This window comes from Corynebacterium sp. KPL1818 (assembly GCF_000478135.1).
GTDB classification, from domain to species: Bacteria; Actinomycetota; Actinomycetes; order Mycobacteriales; family Mycobacteriaceae; genus Corynebacterium; species Corynebacterium accolens.
In genome coordinates, this window is record NZ_KI515758.1 from 1,115,976 (window position 1) to 1,133,890 (window position 17,915).

A 17,915-nucleotide genomic window follows, 5' to 3' on the forward strand; every position below is an offset into this window, starting at 1 on the left:
GCTTATGTCTGATAAACAGCACGCAGGCGCATTCGACCTACGCAACGTGATTGGGGCCTTATTAGGCTTGTACGGCCTCATCCTCATCGCCTGTTATTTCTTCCTCGACCCAGGCATTAACCCAGATACCGCCATGCCAAAAGAAGCAGCGGATAACTTGTGGGCAGGCCTCGGAATGCTTGCCGTAGCGGTACTATTCGCCCTTTGGGCCCGCTTTAAGCCCATTCGGATTCCAGGAGAAGAGTAATGGTTGATATCACCCATGCCACGCTTGCCGATGGCCGCGAGATCATCTACTTCGACGACCAACCTCACCCCGATCGCGTGCTTGACGATGCCCGCGATATCCCCGCCGTCGCTCCTGCTTCTGAAATGCGCCGTGATCCGTTGACCGGCGATTGGGTGGCTTTTGCCGCACACCGCATGAACCGAACCTTCATGCCGCCGGCCAATGAAAACCCTCTAGCCCCGACGCGGCCAGACCAACTGCCCACGGAGATTCCCAGCCCCAGCTATGACGTGGTGGTTTTTGAAAACCGCTTCCCTTCTTTTTCCACGGCCGCCACGATTGAGGAACCGGATAATGATGAGCTCCTCGGCATGGTCCCGCGCCTGCCAGCCCAGGCCCGTTGCGAGGTGGTGTGCTTTACCGAAGACCCAACCCTTTCATTCCGTGAACTGCCTGAATCCCGTATTCGCACCGTGATCGAGGCCTGGGCACACCGCACCGCTGCACTATCCGCCATCGATGGAGTACAGCAAGTATTCCCCTTTGAAAATCGCGGGGAAGAAATCGGGGTTACCCTCCAGCACCCGCATGGCCAGATTTATTCTTACCCGTTCCTTTCCCCGCGGTTGCGCTCCATTGTGGATTCGGTTCGCGCCTATGACGGCGATCTTTTCCAGGAGCTTCTCGATAGGGAACGGGAAGCAGGTGATCGTATCATTGCGGAGACGCAATATTTCACTGTCTTCGTCCCCGCGGCCGCTAAATGGCCGCTTGAGGCGATGGTTCTGCCCAATGACGATGTCCCAGACTTTTCGGCGCTTAATGAAGCACAACGCGCCGACCTTGCTGGAGTGCTGAAAAAGCTTTATTCCGCGGTCGATCGCTTTTTTGAGGGCGTGGAAAAGACGCCATATATTGCCGGCTGGACACAAGCCCCGGTGGATCCGGAGCTACGTTCGGGCGTCCGCATGCATTTGCAGCTATTTTCGCTCATGCGCTCGCCGCATCGCATGAAGTACCTTGCCGGTTCTGAATCTGCACAGGGAGTGTGGATTAATGACACCACCCCAGAACGCATCGCTGCACGCTTTAAGGAGGTCTGGGATGCCTAAATGGTTTACTACGCGCACGGACGAAGAACTCGCGACCGCTGCCCGTCGGCTTTTTATGGCGACTTTCGCTGAAGATGAAGCAAGTGCTGCTGGCCCCGAGCCGGTTGGGGTGTGGGCGGCTCCAGGGCGGGTGAACCTCATCGGCGAGCATATTGATTATGCCGGTGGCGCATCCATTCCTTTTGCCTTGGAACAAAATACGGCCGTGGCCGTGCGCCCGCGTACAGATGGTGTAATACGCATTGCGTCGGAATTCGATGGTTCCGTAGCTCAGGCCTGTGTTCCGCTTTCTAGCGTGCGGCCGAGGCATCCCGCTGACTGGTCAGGCTACGTCGCTGGCACAATTTGGGCGGCGGTGGAAGCCGATCTATTGCAATGCGATGGACTCGATATCGCGATTGTATCGGACGTTCCCGTTGGCTCTGGTTTATCCAGTTCTGCAGCGTTGGAGTGCTCTATTGCCGTAGCGGCTTATGAGCTTGACCATGGGCATTTACCCGATGACGTTGCCCGCGCCGGGCTCGTTGAAGCCTGTATTCGCGCGGAGAATGAGGTGGTGGGCGCCTCCACCGGGGGACTGGATCAAAATGCCAGCCTCTTTGGGCAGCGTGGAAAGGCGCTATTTCTCGATTTTTCCACCGGAGCCGTCGAACGCATCCCATTCGATATCGCCTCCCAGGACTTGGTGCTGCTCATTGCGGATACCAACGCACCTCACATGCTTTCCGATGGCCAATACGCCTCCCGCCGCGGGATTATCGATGATGTGCAATCCGCGGCTGGGTGCACCATTCGCGATATTCCGGATGCTGTGGATTTTGCTGCAACCGTCGCCGAAAAGTCCTCGGATTCGGCCGAGCTGTACCAAAGGCGCGTGCGCCATGTGGTGGAAGAAACCGAGCGCACCTTGAGCGCTGCTTCCGCCTTGTGCGCATCCGATATGGATACATTTCGCCAGCTGATGCGCGATAGCCATGTCTCGCTGCGGGATTTTTACGAGGTCACAACGCCCGAACTCGACTCTGCTTTTAACGCGGCAGGTGAGCTCGGTGCGCGCATGACTGGCGGTGGCTTTGGCGGCGCAGTTATCGCCCTAATAGCGAAGGACGACGTGGACGCGACCGCGCAGGCTATTGAAGAAGCAGCGGCACAGCAGGGCTTTCCCGCTCCGACCTTCGTGGTGGCCCGCCCTGGAGAGGGCGCGCGCCGATTGCACTAAGCGTGCTGCGGCGGTAACCGTTACCGGGGCTTTACCGCCTTGAGCGCCTTGCTGATCCCGCTTTGCAAGGTAGGCCGCGATTGCTTCATGGGGTGGGCAATGGCGCGCAGCCCCATATACGCAATCTGATCGGCGGCGCGATTGAGCGGATCCCCAGCATGGCCGAGGACTCGGCGGATATCCACCTCGCAGGTGCCTTCTAGGTCGCCCCAAGCCTGCTGGAATCGGGAGCGCGCGCCAGAGGATACCCCGCGCCACCTGCGTCCGGACCGCGCCGCCTTCGAGCCTTTCTTGTGCACAATGTGGTTGACCGCATCCAATGCCGCAACAGAATCGGATTCGATGACAGCCTTCGTCGCACCTACTTTGCGCAGGTACTTTAATGCGAGCGTGAGTGCTTCCAACTCCAGTTCATCCGTGCTGGCTTTCGTTTCGCGGGTGCGCAGGCGGTAGTCGCCGTTGCCCGCTACGAAACACATCGAGCCCTTGAATACGGTATCGGAGGAGGCGTCGGTGGCGATGCGTACCACCGCGCCTGCCGGCCACGACGTCGTGTGCGAGAAGTTTGGCCACCATTTCGCCTCTGGCGTTTCGACTTGGTTGGCTTCCTTCTTTTTCGGTGCCTCGCCCAGCTTGCGGGCCTTACGCGCGGTCAAGCCAGCTTGTTTGCGGCGTACGGAGCTCGCGCTTGCCGATGCCCGATTCTCCCCCGCAAAGCTCCCCGTCACCGTATAGCCGCGCTTCTCGAGCGCCGCTCGGAGCGCATTTTGCCTGCGCCCGGTGACAATCCAGGTGCGCCCATCGATTCCGTGCAGGGCGCGTTGCAGCTCGCGTACCGCAACTTTAACGATATCGCCTTTTTTGATCTGGCCTTTGCGCACGAAGCGTGCCTGGGCGGTATTGACCGCAATGACCCACCCCTCGATGGTTCCATCCTCCGCTGAATCCCAGCGTTCATCCCACAACGCGATCGCCACATGGACCGGCGCAGACACCATGTCCTTGGTGATTTTGCGGGTGCCATAGGTGCGCGATTGCGTGCCGGTAAGTGCTGAGAGCTCGAGGGGTTCCATTGGTTCTAGTAAATCACGCCCCATTCCAGCTGTGAGCTGCACGCGCCTGATGTGGGCTCGATTCGTGAAGGTTCGCGATAGTTCTAGGCCTCATTGCGTTCCAACCCGCAACAGGGTCGCAAAAGAGCTGTGCAATTCGTTGTTCAAAGGGCCTCTCAGAAGCTCCGCCAAAAGCTGCGCAAAGCCGCTTCAGCATACTCCGCAACCGGCAGCTCGAAGGCCTCCTCAGGGAGCTTCGCAAAATGTGCAGGGTCCTATGCAATATTTGAAGAAGATTTGCGATATTTGAGGCGCCAGTTTGCTCAGTTATTGCAGTGGAGGTTGACCATAGGAGGCTGACCTTCGAACTCTGACCAAAGCGACCGACTTCCGGGCCTTCGCAAAAGGTGTTAGTCGCCCGTCCCGTGGGATTGGCACCCGTTCGGTGCAGGTGTCCCGCAAGGAGCTCAGAATGTGACCATTTGGAGCATCACGCTCAGCAGTTTCTCCAAGAAGCGGCGAAGATAAAGAGCATGTTAAATCATGAGTTCATTAATCTTCGTTATGCAGGTTCAACTAGTCCTTACTATCCAGCGCTCTACTCAGGAGAACTAAAGCGGGTTGCACCCTGGATTGCAGTAAAAACAACGACGTGGGAAAGCTGGCCATGGCATAAGCAACAGTTGGCCCTTACTTTAGGGGCCGGCCTAAGTGCGCACAGGGCATCGTTGGTGGCTAAGTCAGCTGCGCGTATTTGGGGAATTTGGGTGATTCCCCGGAGAAATGAGCTCATTGAGCTCGCTTCACCGTCAGGAAGTATTCCACCGCACACGCAGTGGCCGCGAAAGTATTACCGCATGGCACGGATAGAGGAAACAACGGTGGAAAGGTCTGGAGTTCGCGTGACGAATCCGGCGCGGACATGCTTGGATATCGCCAGGCTACATGGGTTTGCGGAGGGGCTTGTTGCGGTCGATTCCGCGTTACGTGCGGGCCTGGTTTCGGTAGAAGATCTGAAGGAAACACGGGCAGCGATGGCTCGGATGAAGGGGCCTATCCCCATGAAAATGGTAGTCAAGCATGCGTATGCCGGTTCCGAATCACCGTACGAGTCGCTTTTGCGGGCGTTAATTATTGAAAGGATTCCCGCTGCCACTGTGTATCCTCAATTTCGCGTATTGGGAAAGTATCGGGCTGACTTATGTATCGATGGGTGGCTCATTATCGAGGTCGACGGGGACACTAAGTACGACGGTACGTATGGGACAGCGCCGGAAACAGTGGTCAAGGAACAGATGCGCCGGCAACGAGAAATCGAAAACCAGCAATTTACGGTATTGAGATTTGGGCCAAAAGAGCTGGTCAATGACCCGAATAGGGTCGTAGAGACAATAGTTGAATACCTGGAGCGAAAGGCGGGAAAAGTAGCGTAGATCACCCCCGCAGCACCCCTTGCCATAAATGTTGTTGAACAACCTCCGGGGGAGCAATTATGATGATGCGAATCACATTTAGGAGAGACCGGCGTCACGAAAGGTGAAATTAGTGAGTGCTGAAAAACAGGCTTCCGCCCCGGCACAGGCGGGGGCGCAGGCGGATGCGAAGACCCCGCCCAAGGGCATCGGCGCCATGGCAGGCGCCATGTTCCTCATGGCTACCTCGGCTATCGGCCCGGGCTTTTTGACCCAGACTTCGGTCTTTACCGTCCAGATGGGCGCTTCTTTTGCCTTCGCGATTGCGCTGTCCATCCTCGTGGACATTGCCATCCAGCTCAATGTGTGGCGCGTGCTCTGCGTGACGGGAATGCGCGCAAACACCCTAGGCAATACCGTTCTTCCCGGCTTGGGCTGGGTTCTCGCAGGCTTCGTCTTTTTCGGCGGTGCGATTTTTAATATCGGTAATATCGCCGGCGCAGGCTTGGGCTTGAACGCGATGCTGGGCATCGATGCCCGCATCGGTGGCGTCATTGCGGCGGCGATTGCGGTTTTCATCTTCCTCTCCCGCCGCGCTGGAATGGCGTTGGACCGCCTCGTGGCCGCCTTGGGCGCGGTAATGATCCTGCTTATGTTGTATGTGGCCATCGTCAGCCAGCCGCCGGTAGGGGAGGCGCTGAGGAATACCGTCGCGCCGGGTGAAATCGATTTCTTCGTCATTACCACCATCATCGGCGGTACCGTCGGCGGCTATATTACTTTCGCTGGCGCACACCGGCTGATCGATGCGGGCCTATCTGGTGTTGAAAACGTCAAGAACATTACTCGAACCTCCGTTAGCGGCATCATCGTCACCGGTATTATGCGCATGCTGCTCTTCTTGGCAGTATTGGGCGTGGTGGCTACCGGCGTCACGCTTGCAGAAGATAATACCGCCGCCGATGCCTTCTACCACGCGGCCGGTGAATTCGGCCTCCGCGCATTCGGCATGGTGCTCTTTGCCGCAGGGCTGTCCTCGGTCATCGGTGCCGCTTATACCTCGGTATCCTTCGTGACCACCCAGGAAACCTCGGCCCGTACGCGCAATATTTTCACCGTCATCTTCATTGCGGTCTGCACGGTCATTTTTGTAATAATCAACTCCGCGCCACAAAAGCTCTTGATCTTCGCCGGCGCGATTAACGGGCTCATCCTTCCCATCGGCTTCGCGCTGGTGATGTGGGTAGCCTGGCGGCGTAGCGACCTGCTGCAGGGCTATAAGTACCCAAAGTGGCTGCTTATCCTTGGCGGCCTGGCCTGGCTGCTTACCATTTTCATCGGCCTCCGCGCAGTTTCAGGAATCACAGCGATATGGGCATAATGCACACGCCAGAAGAGGTGCGCGAGTTCGCACGCACCCACGAGATGACCACCACCGCCGGGCACGCGCGGGGATACATGCAGGCCAACCTGCTCTCGCTGCCCAGCGCATACGCCTTCGACTTCCTGCTTTTTGCCCAGCGCAATCCCAAGCCGTGCCCCATCGTCGGCGTGCTTGAGGCGGGACAGTACACCTCGGATCTGCTGCCTGGTGGCGATATCCGCACCGATATCCCGGCCTATCGCATTTTTGAAAACGGTGAGCATACCGCCACGCTTGCCGATGCCACCTCCTATTACACCCCCGACATGGTCAGCTTCCTTATCGGCTGCTCGTTTACTTTTGAAACGGCGCTAGTGGATGCGGGCATCGAGATCGCGCATATCGCACAGCAGCGCAATGTGCCGATGTACCGGACGAGTATCCCCACTACTCCTGCGGGCGTATTCTCCGGACCAATGGTGGTATCGATGCGCCCGATTCCGGCATCGCAAGTCTCCGATGCGGTGCGCATTACCTCCCGCTATCCGTCCGTGCATGGTGCGCCGGTACACGTGGGGGATCCGGCCGCTATCGGCATTGCGGATTTAGCGCACCCAGACTTTGGTGATGCAGTAGATATTCCAGAAGGCTGCCTGCCCGTCTTTTGGGCTTGTGGGGTCACCCCGCAGGCCATCGTGATGGAATCAAAGCCGGAGCTGGCCATTGCCCATGCGCCGGGCAAGATGCTGGTGACCAATGCCCGCGATGCGGAGTACCTTATCCCTGAGGCATTGACTCGCCACGGGATTTTTAGTCCGTGAAGGACAAAATGGTATCGCAGGTTTCTAAGAGGCTATCGCGCAAGTGCGTGGTGGCCTCTTCGCGTTTTCCGTCCGCGATGAGCGTGGCTACAGCAACGTTGTTTTGAATGTGCTCGGCGTGCAGCTGCGGGTAGCGCGGGATGACCAATAAGAAGGTAAGCCGCATGCGCGCGAGAAGGTTGCTCATCTGCTCATCCAAGGTAGGGGAACCCAGCCCTGCTACCAGGGCTTGGTGGAAGCGCTGGTTAATGGAGGAGACTTCCTGGTGTTTATCGTGCCTCGCGCACTCGAAGGCGGAGGAGGCGAGGGAGATAAGCGAGGGGGCATCGGCAAACGCGCCCCAGCGCGCCGCGGCCGGCTCGATGGCGGCGCGGGCGGCGAATAAATCGCGGATATAGGCGGCATCCGGGGTGGCGATGAAGACGCCGCGGTGGGGGATGCGCTCGACCAGGCGCTCAGCGGCGAGCGTGGTGAAGGCCTCGCGGAGGGTATTGCGGGAGCAACCGAATTGCTCAGCCACCTTTACCTCACTGAGCTGCTCGCCGGGCTGAAAATTGCCGGCCGACATCTCTTGGCGCAAAGCGGTGGCGACGGACTGGGAAAGCATGACCCTCACCTTACTGAATGGGTGAGGCGTCAACGGCCATTCCGTATGACTTAAAGATCTAAAAGTTCTAAAGAGGCGGCGAAGTTCTAAAGGATCTAAACTGAGACCATAGTTCTAAAGGTTCTAAAAGGAAGGTCTGGCATAGTGATTCCGGATAAGAATCCTTTTCGTCCCAGTTTTGGCGCGTCGCCGGTGCAGCTGGCCGGGCGCGATTTTGAAATCAGCTCGTTTAACTATGGGCTCCTGGGTGGCGTGGGCGCCATGCAGCGCGCCTTGCTGGTCAGCGGTACGCGCGGGGTGGGCAAAACGGTACTTCTCAATGAGTTCGAAGAATCCGCGCGCCGCCTTGGGTGGGTTGTCATCCGCGCCTATGCGGATGCCCAGATGGTGGCGCAGCTGCGCGATTCCACGATTCCGGAAGCCATAGAGGAGCTGGACTATACGGAGACTCCGGGCCGAAAGATCACGGGATTTTCTGTGGCGGGCGTGGGATCTGTAACGACGCAATTGCCCCACAACCAGGCCCAACCCAGCTTGGTTTCGCGCACGCGCAGCCTCCTGAAGGCCGCGCGTGCGCATGATGCGGGCGTCCTATTGACCGTCGATGAGGTGCAAGCGGCCAGCGTGGATGAGCTTGCGCAACTTGCCACCGCCATCCAGGATCTCATTCGCGACGAGTACGATATTGCCTTCGCCGCCGCGGGATTGACGTTTGGGGTAGAAGAGCTATTGGAGCACGAGGGCACCACCTTTTTGCGCCGCGCTCAACGGCTGGATTTGGGGCTGCTTGATGATGCCACCGTAGCCGAAACCCTCCACAGCACCGCCACCGCGGCTGGGCGCGGTTTCAGCGAGCGCGCTTTAAAGGAGGCGACCGCATTGGTGCAGGGGTATCCGTACCTATTGCAGCTGGTCGGCGCTTTGGCGTGGACCCGTGCGGTACTCGATGGGGCGGATGCCATCGAAGAGCGTCACGTGTCCTCTATTGCGCGCGAGATTCCAGCGCATATGGGCAACCAGGTGCACAGGATTGCGTTGAAGAATGTTCCTGACGCCCAGCGCGCTTTTCTCAACGCCATGGCGGAGCTGGAATCCGAACACGGGGCTGATATTCCCACCGGTGCCATCGCGGCGCACCTGGGCAAGACTCCCAATGCCATTTCCATGGCCCGCAAGCTGCTTTTAGAACGCGATCTCATCGCTAGCCGCAGCTACGGAACCGTGCATTTCCTTTTGCCCTACCTTGGCGAGTATTTGCGCAGCACGCGCTAGTCGATGGTCGCAATCACCGTCGCGGAATCCAGGCGGTCGCCCTCTTCAGCGAGGATCTTGATGGTGCCGCCGCGCGGGGCCTTGATGGCAGATTCCATCTTCATGGCCTCGACCGTGGCGATGGAATCTCCTTCGGAGACGCTATCGCCATCGGATACATTCCAGGCCACGAGGTTGGCCTCGAAGGGGGAGGTGACCGCGTTATCGTCGCTGGACTGTGCCCCGGCCGTCGAGGGAGCGGTGGCAGTGGCACCAGAATCACCCGCGGCGCCCGCGCCAGCGCCGGCACCAGCACCAGCGAGGAAGTCCATGGGCACGCCGATATTGACGAGTTTGCCATCGATTTCCACCGCTACCGTCCGGCGCTTGGTGTAGATGGCCTCGACCTTGTCTACCTGGTTGGCGGCAGAGGGCCGGTAGTTGTGGTCGAGCCAGTCGGTGAACACGCCGATGTCGCTGGCGCCCGCATCGGCCTCGGCGGAAGACGGGGTGCCAATAAGTGCTGGCTCGTCCATCATGTCGCGGTGGAAGGGCAGCACGGTGCGCACGCCGGAGACGTCGAATTCGCGCAGCGCCTGGCGCGAGCGGGCGAGGGCCACCTCGCGCGTGGGGCCCCAGACGATGAGCTTGGCAATGAGCGAGTCATAGTACGGCGGGATAATGGATCCCGAGCGGACAGCCGAATCGACGCGGATGCCGGGGCCGGTGGGCGGCTCGAAGGATACGATGGTGCCGGGGCAGGGGGCAAAGCCGTTGAGGATGTCCTCGGCATTGATGCGGAACTCGAAGGCGTGGCCGGTGGAGGCTGGATCCTCAGAGATAGACAGGGGCTCGCCCGCGGCGATGCGGAATTGCTCGGCGATGATATCGGTGCCGGTCACTACCTCGGTTACGGGGTGTTCGACCTGGACGCGGGTATTGACCTCCAAGAAGGAGATGGTGCCGTCCTCGGAAACGATGTACTCCACGGTGCCGGCGCCGGTATAGCCCACGTGGGAACAAATGGAGCGGGCGCCTTCGATGATGCCGGTGCGCTGGGCATCGGAAAGCGCGGGCGCCGGGGCCTCCTCGATGAGCTTTTGGAAGCGGCGCTGGGTGGAGCAATCGCGGGTGCCCAGCACGCGGACGTTGCCGTGGGTATCCGCCAGGACCTGCGCCTCCACGTGGCGCGGGTGCGTCAGGAACTTCTCCACGTAACACTCGGCGCGGCCGAAGGCTTCCATGGCCTCGCGTCCGGCGGAGTTGAACGCGCCTTCGATCTCATCCATGGAGTCCACGACCTTGAGGCCGCGCCCGCCGCCGCCATAAGCGGCCTTGATGGCGATCGGCAGGCCATGCTCCTCAGCAAAGGCGCGGGCCTCCTGCCAATCATCAATGGGATCGGAGGTGCCCGGAGCCAGGGGCGCGCCGACCTCTTCGGCCACGCGGCGGGCGGCAATCTTATCGCCCAAAAGCTCGATGGATTCCGGCGAGGGGCCGATCCAGATCATGCCGGCATCGGTGACGGTGCGGGCGAAATCGGCGTTTTCGGAGAGGAAACCGTAACCCGGGTGGATGGCATCCGCACCGGCGCGCACGGCGATATCCAGCAGTGCCGGGATATTCATATAGGTATCGGCGGCGGTATTGCCGGGCAGCGCATAGGCTTCATCGGCAACCTGGGTGTGCAGGGCACCGGCGTCGGCCTCGGAATAAATGGCGATGGACTTAATGCCCAAATCGTGGGCCACGCGGGCGATGCGCACGGCGATTTCGCCGCGGTTAGCAATGAGGACGGTTTTAATCTGCATTTTCTTCTCCAGTATTTAAAGCTTGGGGTGTCACGAGGCGGAAGGTCACGCGCGCGCCGGGCGGGAGCTGCGCGGCGATGTCGATATCTTCCTCCAGCACGGTGGCGATGACGGGGTAGCCGCCGGTGACGGCGTGGTCGCGCAGGAAGACCACCGGCTTGCCATTCGGCGGGATCTGGATGGAACCGGCCACCATTCCCTCGGAGGGCAGCTCGCCGTCTTTCACGCGCTGCACGGTGATTTCGGAAGCCTCTGCGCTGTCTTTAGCCCCAGAAAGCCGCAGGCCAACGCGATTGGAATCAGAGGAAACAACCCATTCGGTATCCAGGAAGGTGGAAATATTATCGCCAAACCAGTCATCGCGCGGTCCTAGCACGCAACGCAGTGTCGCGCGAGTCTTGCCAGCGGAATCAGCGGATACGCGCAGGGGGTTGACCAATTGTGCATCCGTCATGCCGGTCGAGCGCGGCAGTACGCCGATGACATCGCCGGTGGTGACGGGATCGGGGCCGAGGCCGGAGAGGACGTCGGTGGCAGAAGAGCCGAGTTCGGATTCGGCAATAATGCCACCGCGAATGGCCACGTAGTTGCGCATGCCCACCGTTGCGGCACCGACCGTCACGGTCTGGCCAGCGGTTACGAGCACCGGGCGGGCGAGGTGCACGGGCATCTCACCCAGGCGGACGCGGGCGATGGCACCGGTCACGCAGATGACGGTATCGGTCAGCGCGCGCAGCTTAATGCCACCGATATTTTCTAGCACCGTAGCTCCCCGCGGGTTGCCAACGGCAACATTCGCGGTTGCCGCGGCGGCGTGGTCGGCGGCACCGGAGGGTGTTACGCCCAAGTCACCCACACCGGGGCGGCCTAGGTCTTGAAAAAGCGTGAGCAGGCCGGCATCGAGGACCTCCATGCGGGGCAGGCGGGCCGGCGAGCGCTTGGATTCCGCGCTGCGATCCACCAAATCCGGCAGCTCGTCCACGGCGCGGTAGCGCACGCGGTCACCGGGTTGTACCAGCGCGGGCGGGTTCGCGTGCGAATCCCACATCGGGGTATTGGTGGTGCCGAGCAACTGCCAGCCACCTGGTGAAACGCGCGGGTAGACTGCGGAGAACTCACCCGCGATGCCTACTGCACCAGCCGGAACGGCGGTGCGCGGATCGGAGCGGCGGGGAACGGCCTTGGCCTGGGCAGGATCGGAGGGCGCGCAGTAGGTAAAGCCGGGGGCAAAACCGCCAAAGGCGGCGGTCCATTCGGTAGAGGTATGCCAGTCAATCAAGGCCTCGCGCGACATGCCGAGGAGATCGGCGGCGGCGTCGACGTCTTCGCCATCGTAAAGCACGTCGATGTCTACCGTGCGCGCCTCTTTGGCGGTGGCGGCGGCAGGGGAGAAGTCCGTCAGGAACTCTGCGGCCGCGCGCGCGGAATTCGGCGCCTCAAAGGTAATGAGCAACGTGGTGGCGGCGGGAATGCAATCCACCTGGTTCTTCAGCGGTTTAGCGGACAGCGCCGCGTGCCACGCCATGACCTGCTCGAGCCCGTCCAAATCAATGAGGAGGGCGCGGGTGCCAACGAAGTGAATATGCGGCATTAGATAAAGCTCCGAATATCGATTCCTTCCGCGCTGAGGCGTTCGACCACACCGCGCAGCAGTTTCACGGAGCCCGGTGAGTCACCGTGGGTGCACACGGATTGGGCATCGACATCGAGCGTGGTGCCATCGATGGCGGTAATAGATCCGGTTTGGGCGACTTCCAGCACGCGCTTGACGACATCCCCCTCATCCCCCAATACCGCATTGTCCTGTTTGCGGGAGACCAGCGTGCCATCCGGGTTGTAGTTGCGATCCGCGAAGGCCTCGCGGATGACGGTGAGGCCTTGGGATTCTGCAATATCGACCGCGAGGCCGCCCGGCAGCAGCATCACGGGGAGGTCACCGAAGGCCTTGATGCCTGCGATAACTCCCTTGGCTTGTGCCTCGTCCTTGACGATGGTGTTGTACATCGCGCCGTGCGGCTTCACATAAGACACCCGCGTGCCATTGGCGCGCGCCAGCGCATCGAGCGCACCAATTTGGTAGGTGACCTCGTCCGCGAGCTCCGCCGCGTTGTAGTCGATAAAGCGGCGGCCAAAACCGGCCGGATCGTTATAGCCCACGTGTGCTCCGACCGTGACTCCCGCACGCGCCGCGGATTTAAGGGTCTGGGCAATGGAGTGCGGGTCACCGGCGTGGAAGCCGGTGGCGACATTGGCGGAGGAGACCATCTCCAGCATCGCGGCATCATCGGCTACCGGGTTGCCAGCGGTGGTTTCACCCAAGTCCGCGTTGAGATCAATGTGGAGCGAAGCCATTCAACACCATCCTTAATTGTTGAACAATAAGTGTGGTTCCAAGTGTAACCCGTGCCACTGCCATTTGTGAAGGCGGTTACTTTTTGGGCGGGGTGGTGTCGGTGGAACAGCTCCTTTCCGGACAGACCGAGGGCAAGGCAGAAAACTAAGACTCCACGGCGGCTTGGGGTTTGACCTGGAGGACAGAGGAGATAATCCCTTCTGCCTCTTCGCGGGAGCTGGCCTCGTGCAGCTGGGCGCGGAAATCCTCCTTCATGATGGCGCGGGCGAGGGTGGACAGCAGCTTCAAGTGCTGTTTCGCAGCGTCATCGGGCACGGCGATAAGGAACGCTAAGCTCGTGGGTCCTTCTCCGGTGCCCCAGGTGATGCCACCTTCGGGAAGCCGGGCGAAGGCCAGCGTCGGTGTGGTAACCCCAGCGGAACGAGCATGCGGGATGGCCACGCCGTGGCCTACGCCGGTGGAGTGTTGGGATTCGCGGACAAGGGCGGCATCGGTAACCACGGCGGCGTCGTTAATGCGGCCATCGGCTGCCGCGAGGGAAACGAGCGACTTGATGACGGCCTCGGAGTCTTGGCCGAGTGGCTCATCGAGGCTGATGGTAGAGGTACCGAGAAGCGGGAGCACTGCGGGTGACTCCGTCGCCTCGTCCGCTTGCGGGGAGCGTTGCGTCAGGCGAATGAGCAGGAGCATGAGCGCGGCACACACGGCAACGCCGCAGAGCAGGGACAGGAAGAACCACGCCACGTGATCCACCGCGCCGAGGACGGCGACGATCGGGCCGCCGTGCATGACATGATCTTGGACCCCAAACGCGCCCGCCATCGCACCGGCAACGGCACCACCGACGACGTTGGCCGGGATGACCTGCAGGGGACGCGCCGCCGCCAAGGGAATGGCGCCTTCGGTGATGCCGAAAAATCCCATGAATAGCGCGGCGATACCGGAATCCTTTTCCGCCTTATTGAACCAACCGCGGCGCAGGAGGGTAGCCACGCCCACTGCGAGCGGCGGAACCGCAATCGCGGCGGCGGCCATCCCCATCGGAGCAGCATTTCCCGCGGCGATCATGCCGCCGCCAAACAGGAAGGCAGTCTTATTGAAGGGCCCGCCCATATCGAAAGCGATCATCGCACCGATGATAAGACCCAGCACAATCGCCGATGAGCCTTCCAGCCCGCCGAGGTATTCGGTCATGGCCTCGAAGGCGGTGGCAATCGGCGCGCCGATGAAATAGATGAAGGCCAAGCCCACTATCAGCGTGGTGAAAATTGGGATGACGATAATCGGCCAAATCGGCGCGATGAATTTGTGCACCGGAATCTTCTTGATTGCAAGGGCCACGTAGCCGGAGAGAATACCGGTGACGATACCGCCCAAGAATCCGGCGCCAGCCTCGGACCCGTACAGCGAGCCGGTTGTGGCGATGAGCCCGGTGATAAGGCCTGGCGCTAACCCCGGCCTATCCGCGATGCCAACGGCAATGTAGCCAGACAAGACCGGCACCATCAGCGAAAACGCCAGGCCACCGAGCTCATTGAGCGTATTCCAGAAGCTATCTTCAGGAATGGACAGCCCCTCCGGCGTCGGCGTGCCGCCCAAGGACAGCGCCACGGCGATGAGCAATCCGCCGGTGACCACGAAAGGAATCATGTGGGAAACGCCATTCATCAGCGCCTTGTACATTGTCTGCCCAATACCGCGCAGCCCAGCATCTTCCGCGGCGTCCTCTGCCTCGCTTTCCGATGCCCCCTCATCCTCACCCTTCCACGCTGCCGCCTCCAATGACTTGGTTAACAGCTGTTCGGGGTGCTTGATGGCTTCGTCCACGCCGGTGGCCACCAAGCGCTTGCCGTGGAATCGGTCCTTTGCAATGACGGTATCGGCACCGATAACAATGGCATCGGCTTCCTCGATGTCTTGTGTACTGAAGTGGCCCTCCACGCCGATGGAACCGTGCGTTTCAATCTTGATGCGGTAGCCCAGCTTTTCGGCGGCGGCCTCTAAGTTCTCGGCGGCCATATAGGTATGGGCGATACCCGTTGGGCACGCCGTGATGGCGAGAATGAAAGGCGAAGAATCTGATGTGCTCATATTCTTATTAAAGGCACCCGTGTAAACGAGCACAAGGAAAAAGGGGAGGTTCTTTGCGCAGGGTCCGGCGTGCAAGGGCCCTATGCGCAACCTCCTATGTGCAACCTCCTCTGTGCAGGGTCCTATGCGCATCCTCCTCTGCGTCAATTGAAGGCGCGATGCGATTTTTGAAGGGCGAGTTTGCTTAAACTGTGCAAAGGACCTATAGCATCGCGGAGATCGCACAAGTGAAGACCGGCGGTACCCTAGAACCAGAGCTAGAAACAGAACCGAAACCGCCCGCACTTGGGGAACACGAATGAATCGTGCCCACTTGAAACGAAGAAAGCCGCATCGTGAGTACAGCATCGCCGGATAATATCCTGCTCTACCTGCCAGAAAAGCAGGAAGAGCAGATTCGGGAGATCTTTGCAGGTCTTGCCGAGCGCGGATTCCCCGTGCAAAATCAGCGCCCGCATATTACGGTGACCTTCGCGCCGGAGATGGATCCTCACGTTGTGGAGCTTGCCGCGGAGCTTTTACCGGCGGTTATTCCGGCGACGTTTCGGCGCGTGGGAAACGTCATTTTCGGCACGAAGCGGAAACGAACCGTGGCCTGGTTATTAGAGACCAGCGATGAACTCGAAATAGCAGCGCGGAAGATTAGCGCTGCCAATCCTGAGGGCCGCGGACCGCGCTGGACGCCGCATCTGACGATGGGTCTGCGCTTACCGCGCGAGGACGTGGGCGACTATTTAACCGCGATGGATGAGCTGACGTCCTCGCACTTTAAGGAACTTAACGCAGTAGAAGCTGCGTATTGGCGCCCGCGCACGCAAGAAAAGACCGTGTTAGCGGGAGGCTAGCCAGCTCATGACATTAAGCTCCTGAGCTCGAACTCGCGACGGTACGCCGTATTGATATATTCCCGTGCCGCCATCATTTGCAGCGTTCCATACTTGGAGTTGGATGGATCGACCAAGAGCTCGCACTTTTGCAGAGCTTCATGTTGCGCCACCGTGTCTGCGGTATCCAGGCACATGAGATCGATGCCGTCGCCATAGCGGGCGTAAAACGCCGTGGCAACGTCGAGCAGATTCGGCCGGTCAGCTTTCGCGCGCGAGAAATCAACCGAATAGGCAAGGTCAACATCATTCGCGTTGGTGGCATCTACGTGCGCGCTGCCAAAAAGAACCAGCAGGTCAATGCCGGTATCCAAGCAGAATGACTCCAAGGACCCGTCATCGGCCTCAGCGCGCAACCGCGCGGCAAGCTGTGCTGGAGTGCTCATAACCATCACCTTACCAACGCCGTCAGCAGGCAGAGACGCGCAGAATTGCGGTGTGCTTAAAGCAGCGCCTGAATCTCGCGGGCGACGCGCAAGACGGTGAGGTCCTGGCCCGGCTTGCCGATGACCTGCACCGCATCACCCACTCCCTTGGTCTCCGTCGTGCGCAGCGGGATAGTGATCGCCGGCCAGCCCAAGACATTGAATGGCTCGGTCCAGCGGCGCAGGCTGGCAGCGGAATCCGCAGTGTTTTCTGCGGTGATGTCGTCCCATTTGATGGGGCCGGCGTCGAGGGTGGGGGCGAGGATGATGGGGGAGGCATCGAAAAGCGCCAGTGCTTCCGTGCGCAGTTGTTCTACCTGCTGTGCTGCAGCGTCGTAGTCTGCCTGAGTAATATCCTGCCCGCCGAGGACACGCTCCAAGATGACGTCCTGATACTTATCCCGCTGATCAAGGTAGGGCTGATGGACGTCGTAAGCCTCCTTGAGGCGCATCGGCGCGTAGAGCTTCGCGGTGGTAGCGAGGGTGGATTCGAGCTGGGAGTAATCGAGGCGCTCCACGGCTGCGAACGTGGAATCCTGCAGCGCAGACAGCAGACCAGCAAAGCGCTCACCTTTGGTTTTCAACGCAGAGACATCGATGGTGGCCACGTTCTCGGCCGGAGCCGGTGCCTTATCCACCGTGGCTAGCAGGGCTTGCTCGATGAGCTCGATGGAGCTGGCGAAGAATCCGATGCAATCGAAGCTCGGCGCGAAGGGGAAGACACCATCGAGCGGGATCGTGCCGGTGGTGGGCTTAAATCCCAGCACGCCCTGGCTGGCGGCCGGGACGCGCACGGAACCGGCGCTATCGGAACCCACCGTGAGATCGAGCGCCCCAGACGCAACCAGCGCCGCCGACCCAGAACTAGAACCGCCGCTGCAGACCTGCGGATCGCGCGGATTGATGACGCGGCCATACGCGGAGGCATCGCCCAAGATGCCATAGGAAAATTCCTGGAGGTTGGCCTTGGCCACGGGAATCGCGCCGGCATCCATTAGGCGCTGCGTCACCGTGGCATTCATGGTCGGAGCCGGTCCCATATCCACGTTGGTGCCACAGGTCGTTGGCACCCCGGCGATATCCACGATGTCTTTAAAGGCAATGGGCAATCCGCGCAGCGTAGGCGCGGAATCCACCGCGTCTTCATTAAAAGAAATGGTGGAAATCACCGCGTTAAATTCTTGCTGCGCGTGGGTCAGGCGGTCAGAAATTGTGGACATGGTGGGGTGAATTCCTTTCCACGACGGTTCATACCGTTTGCGGGGTGACTTGCTGCTTTCCAGGG

General features: G+C 60.2%; 16 protein-coding genes. 8 read left to right on the forward strand and 8 right to left on the reverse strand.

From position 1 onward, the window contains the following. Window positions 1-4 precede the first annotated feature (4 nt). The 3 genes from HMPREF1261_RS05270 to galK are packed head-to-tail and all read left to right on the forward strand — an operon-like array spanning window position 5 to window position 2,560. Window positions 5-247: a hypothetical protein gene (locus HMPREF1261_RS05270; RefSeq protein WP_023030220.1), complete on the forward strand. Its 243-nt coding sequence runs from the start codon at window positions 5-7 to the stop codon at window positions 245-247. Then, window positions 247-1,341, forward strand: a complete 1,095-nt coding sequence (gene galT, locus HMPREF1261_RS05275) for a galactose-1-phosphate uridylyltransferase (protein ID WP_023030221.1) — start codon at window positions 247-249, stop codon at window positions 1,339-1,341. The genes HMPREF1261_RS05270 and galT overlap by 1 nt, the downstream gene beginning before the upstream one ends. Then, window positions 1,334-2,560 carry a galactokinase gene (gene galK / locus HMPREF1261_RS05280; RefSeq protein WP_023030222.1) on the forward strand — a complete coding sequence of 409 codons (1,227 nt, stop codon included), beginning with the start codon at window positions 1,334-1,336 and terminating at the stop codon, window positions 2,558-2,560. Before galT ends, galK begins: the two co-directional genes overlap by 8 nt. A 20-nt stretch (window positions 2,561-2,580) precedes the next feature. Here galK and HMPREF1261_RS05285 read toward each other — a convergent pair whose 3' ends face one another. Beyond that, on the reverse strand, window positions 2,581-3,633 hold the full coding sequence (locus tag HMPREF1261_RS05285) for an RNase H family protein (protein ID WP_023030223.1): 1,053 nt from the start codon (window positions 3,631-3,633) through the stop codon (window positions 2,581-2,583). Window positions 3,634-4,094: 461 nt separating this feature from the next. Here HMPREF1261_RS05285 and HMPREF1261_RS13010 point away from each other — a divergent pair, with 461 nt between their 5' ends. The 3 genes from HMPREF1261_RS13010 (at window position 4,095) to HMPREF1261_RS05300 (ending at window position 7,208) form a co-directional block, all read left to right on the forward strand. Then, a complete protein-coding gene (locus HMPREF1261_RS13010) occupies window positions 4,095-5,045 on the forward strand; it encodes a DUF559 domain-containing protein (protein ID WP_232207987.1) in 951 nt (316 codons plus the stop codon). 196 nt (window positions 5,046-5,241) lie between these two features. Then, complete coding sequence (locus HMPREF1261_RS05295; protein ID WP_034658064.1) at window positions 5,242-6,405, forward strand: NRAMP family divalent metal transporter; 1,164 nt, start codon at window positions 5,242-5,244, stop codon at window positions 6,403-6,405. Next, a complete protein-coding gene (locus tag HMPREF1261_RS05300) occupies window positions 6,405-7,208 on the forward strand; it encodes a putative hydro-lyase (protein WP_051142519.1) in 804 nt (267 codons plus the stop codon). Before HMPREF1261_RS05295 ends, HMPREF1261_RS05300 begins: the two co-directional genes overlap by 1 nt. On the opposite strand, the gene HMPREF1261_RS05305 is transcribed toward HMPREF1261_RS05300, so the two are convergent. Next, the gene (locus tag HMPREF1261_RS05305; protein ID WP_023030227.1) at window positions 7,198-7,815 is read right to left on the reverse strand and encodes a GntR family transcriptional regulator; all 618 of its coding nucleotides are present in this window, start codon (window positions 7,813-7,815) and stop codon (window positions 7,198-7,200) included. The two genes, HMPREF1261_RS05300 and HMPREF1261_RS05305, sit on opposite strands and share 11 nt — an antisense overlap. Before the next feature lie 144 nt (window positions 7,816-7,959). Between HMPREF1261_RS05305 and HMPREF1261_RS05310 the strand changes: the two genes are divergently transcribed. Continuing rightward, window positions 7,960-9,087, forward strand: coding sequence for an ATP-binding protein (locus HMPREF1261_RS05310; protein WP_023030228.1), 1,128 nt, complete (start codon window positions 7,960-7,962; stop codon window positions 9,085-9,087). On the opposite strand, the gene HMPREF1261_RS05315 is transcribed toward HMPREF1261_RS05310, so the two are convergent. The 4 genes from HMPREF1261_RS05315 to HMPREF1261_RS05330 all read right to left on the reverse strand — a co-directional run bounded on the left by HMPREF1261_RS05315 (window position 9,084) and on the right by HMPREF1261_RS05330 (window position 15,321). After that, window positions 9,084-10,877, reverse strand: a complete 1,794-nt coding sequence (locus HMPREF1261_RS05315) for a biotin carboxylase N-terminal domain-containing protein (protein ID WP_023030229.1) — start codon at window positions 10,875-10,877, stop codon at window positions 9,084-9,086. The two genes, HMPREF1261_RS05310 and HMPREF1261_RS05315, sit on opposite strands and share 4 nt — an antisense overlap. Further along, window positions 10,867-12,468, reverse strand: coding sequence for a 5-oxoprolinase/urea amidolyase family protein (locus HMPREF1261_RS05320; protein WP_023030230.1), 1,602 nt, complete (start codon window positions 12,466-12,468; stop codon window positions 10,867-10,869). Before HMPREF1261_RS05320 ends, HMPREF1261_RS05315 begins: the two co-directional genes overlap by 11 nt. Continuing rightward, window positions 12,468-13,229, reverse strand: a complete 762-nt coding sequence (locus HMPREF1261_RS05325) for a LamB/YcsF family protein (RefSeq protein WP_005281702.1) — start codon at window positions 13,227-13,229, stop codon at window positions 12,468-12,470. The genes HMPREF1261_RS05320 and HMPREF1261_RS05325 overlap by 1 nt, the downstream gene beginning before the upstream one ends. 145 nt (window positions 13,230-13,374) lie before the next feature. Then, entirely contained in the window at window positions 13,375-15,321 is a 1,947-nt protein-coding gene (locus HMPREF1261_RS05330) for a fructose-specific PTS transporter subunit EIIC (RefSeq protein WP_034658067.1), read from the reverse strand. 335 nt (window positions 15,322-15,656) lie between these two features. Here HMPREF1261_RS05330 and HMPREF1261_RS05335 point away from each other — a divergent pair, with 335 nt between their 5' ends. Next, window positions 15,657-16,166, forward strand: a complete 510-nt coding sequence (locus HMPREF1261_RS05335) for a 2'-5' RNA ligase family protein (protein WP_023030232.1) — start codon at window positions 15,657-15,659, stop codon at window positions 16,164-16,166. A 5-nt stretch (window positions 16,167-16,171) separates the two neighbouring features. Here the strand turns inward: HMPREF1261_RS05335 and HMPREF1261_RS05340 are convergent, their stop codons facing one another. Together HMPREF1261_RS05340 and HMPREF1261_RS05345 are read right to left on the reverse strand one after the other, a co-directional pair. After that, window positions 16,172-16,591 (reverse strand): nucleotidyltransferase domain-containing protein, encoded by a 420-nt coding sequence (locus HMPREF1261_RS05340; protein WP_023016889.1) that lies wholly within the window; start codon window positions 16,589-16,591, stop codon window positions 16,172-16,174. Between the two features lie 56 nt (window positions 16,592-16,647). Next, a complete protein-coding gene (locus tag HMPREF1261_RS05345) occupies window positions 16,648-17,850 on the reverse strand; it encodes an amidase (protein ID WP_023030233.1) in 1,203 nt (400 codons plus the stop codon). Window positions 17,851-17,915 lie beyond the last annotated feature (65 nt).

Bases quoted from the DNA above. Each gene is read 5' to 3' on its own strand.
- HMPREF1261_RS05320 (WP_023030230.1), bottom strand. From the start codon at position 12,468: ATGCCGCATATTCACTTCGTTGGCACCCGCGCCCTCCTCATTGATTTG.
- HMPREF1261_RS05300 (WP_051142519.1), top strand. From the start codon at position 6,405: ATGCACACGCCAGAAGAGGTGCGCGAGTTCGCACGCACCCACGAGATG.
- HMPREF1261_RS05295 (WP_034658064.1), top strand. From the start codon at position 5,242: ATGGCAGGCGCCATGTTCCTCATGGCTACCTCGGCTATCGGCCCGGGC.
- HMPREF1261_RS05315 (WP_023030229.1), bottom strand. From the start codon at position 10,877: ATGCAGATTAAAACCGTCCTCATTGCTAACCGCGGCGAAATCGCCGTG.
- galT (WP_023030221.1), top strand. From the start codon at position 247: ATGGTTGATATCACCCATGCCACGCTTGCCGATGGCCGCGAGATCATC.
- HMPREF1261_RS05285 (WP_023030223.1), bottom strand. From the start codon at position 3,633: ATGGAACCCCTCGAGCTCTCAGCACTTACCGGCACGCAATCGCGCACC.
- HMPREF1261_RS05270 (WP_023030220.1), top strand. From the start codon at position 5: ATGTCTGATAAACAGCACGCAGGCGCATTCGACCTACGCAACGTGATT.
- HMPREF1261_RS05325 (WP_005281702.1), bottom strand. From the start codon at position 13,229: ATGGCTTCGCTCCACATTGATCTCAACGCGGACTTGGGTGAAACCACC.
- HMPREF1261_RS05330 (WP_034658067.1), bottom strand. From the start codon at position 15,321: ATGAGCACATCAGATTCTTCGCCTTTCATTCTCGCCATCACGGCGTGC.
- HMPREF1261_RS05345 (WP_023030233.1), bottom strand. From the start codon at position 17,850: ATGTCCACAATTTCTGACCGCCTGACCCACGCGCAGCAAGAATTTAAC.
- HMPREF1261_RS05305 (WP_023030227.1), bottom strand. From the start codon at position 7,815: ATGCTTTCCCAGTCCGTCGCCACCGCTTTGCGCCAAGAGATGTCGGCC.
- HMPREF1261_RS05340 (WP_023016889.1), bottom strand. From the start codon at position 16,591: ATGAGCACTCCAGCACAGCTTGCCGCGCGGTTGCGCGCTGAGGCCGAT.
- galK (WP_023030222.1), top strand. From the start codon at position 1,334: ATGCCTAAATGGTTTACTACGCGCACGGACGAAGAACTCGCGACCGCT.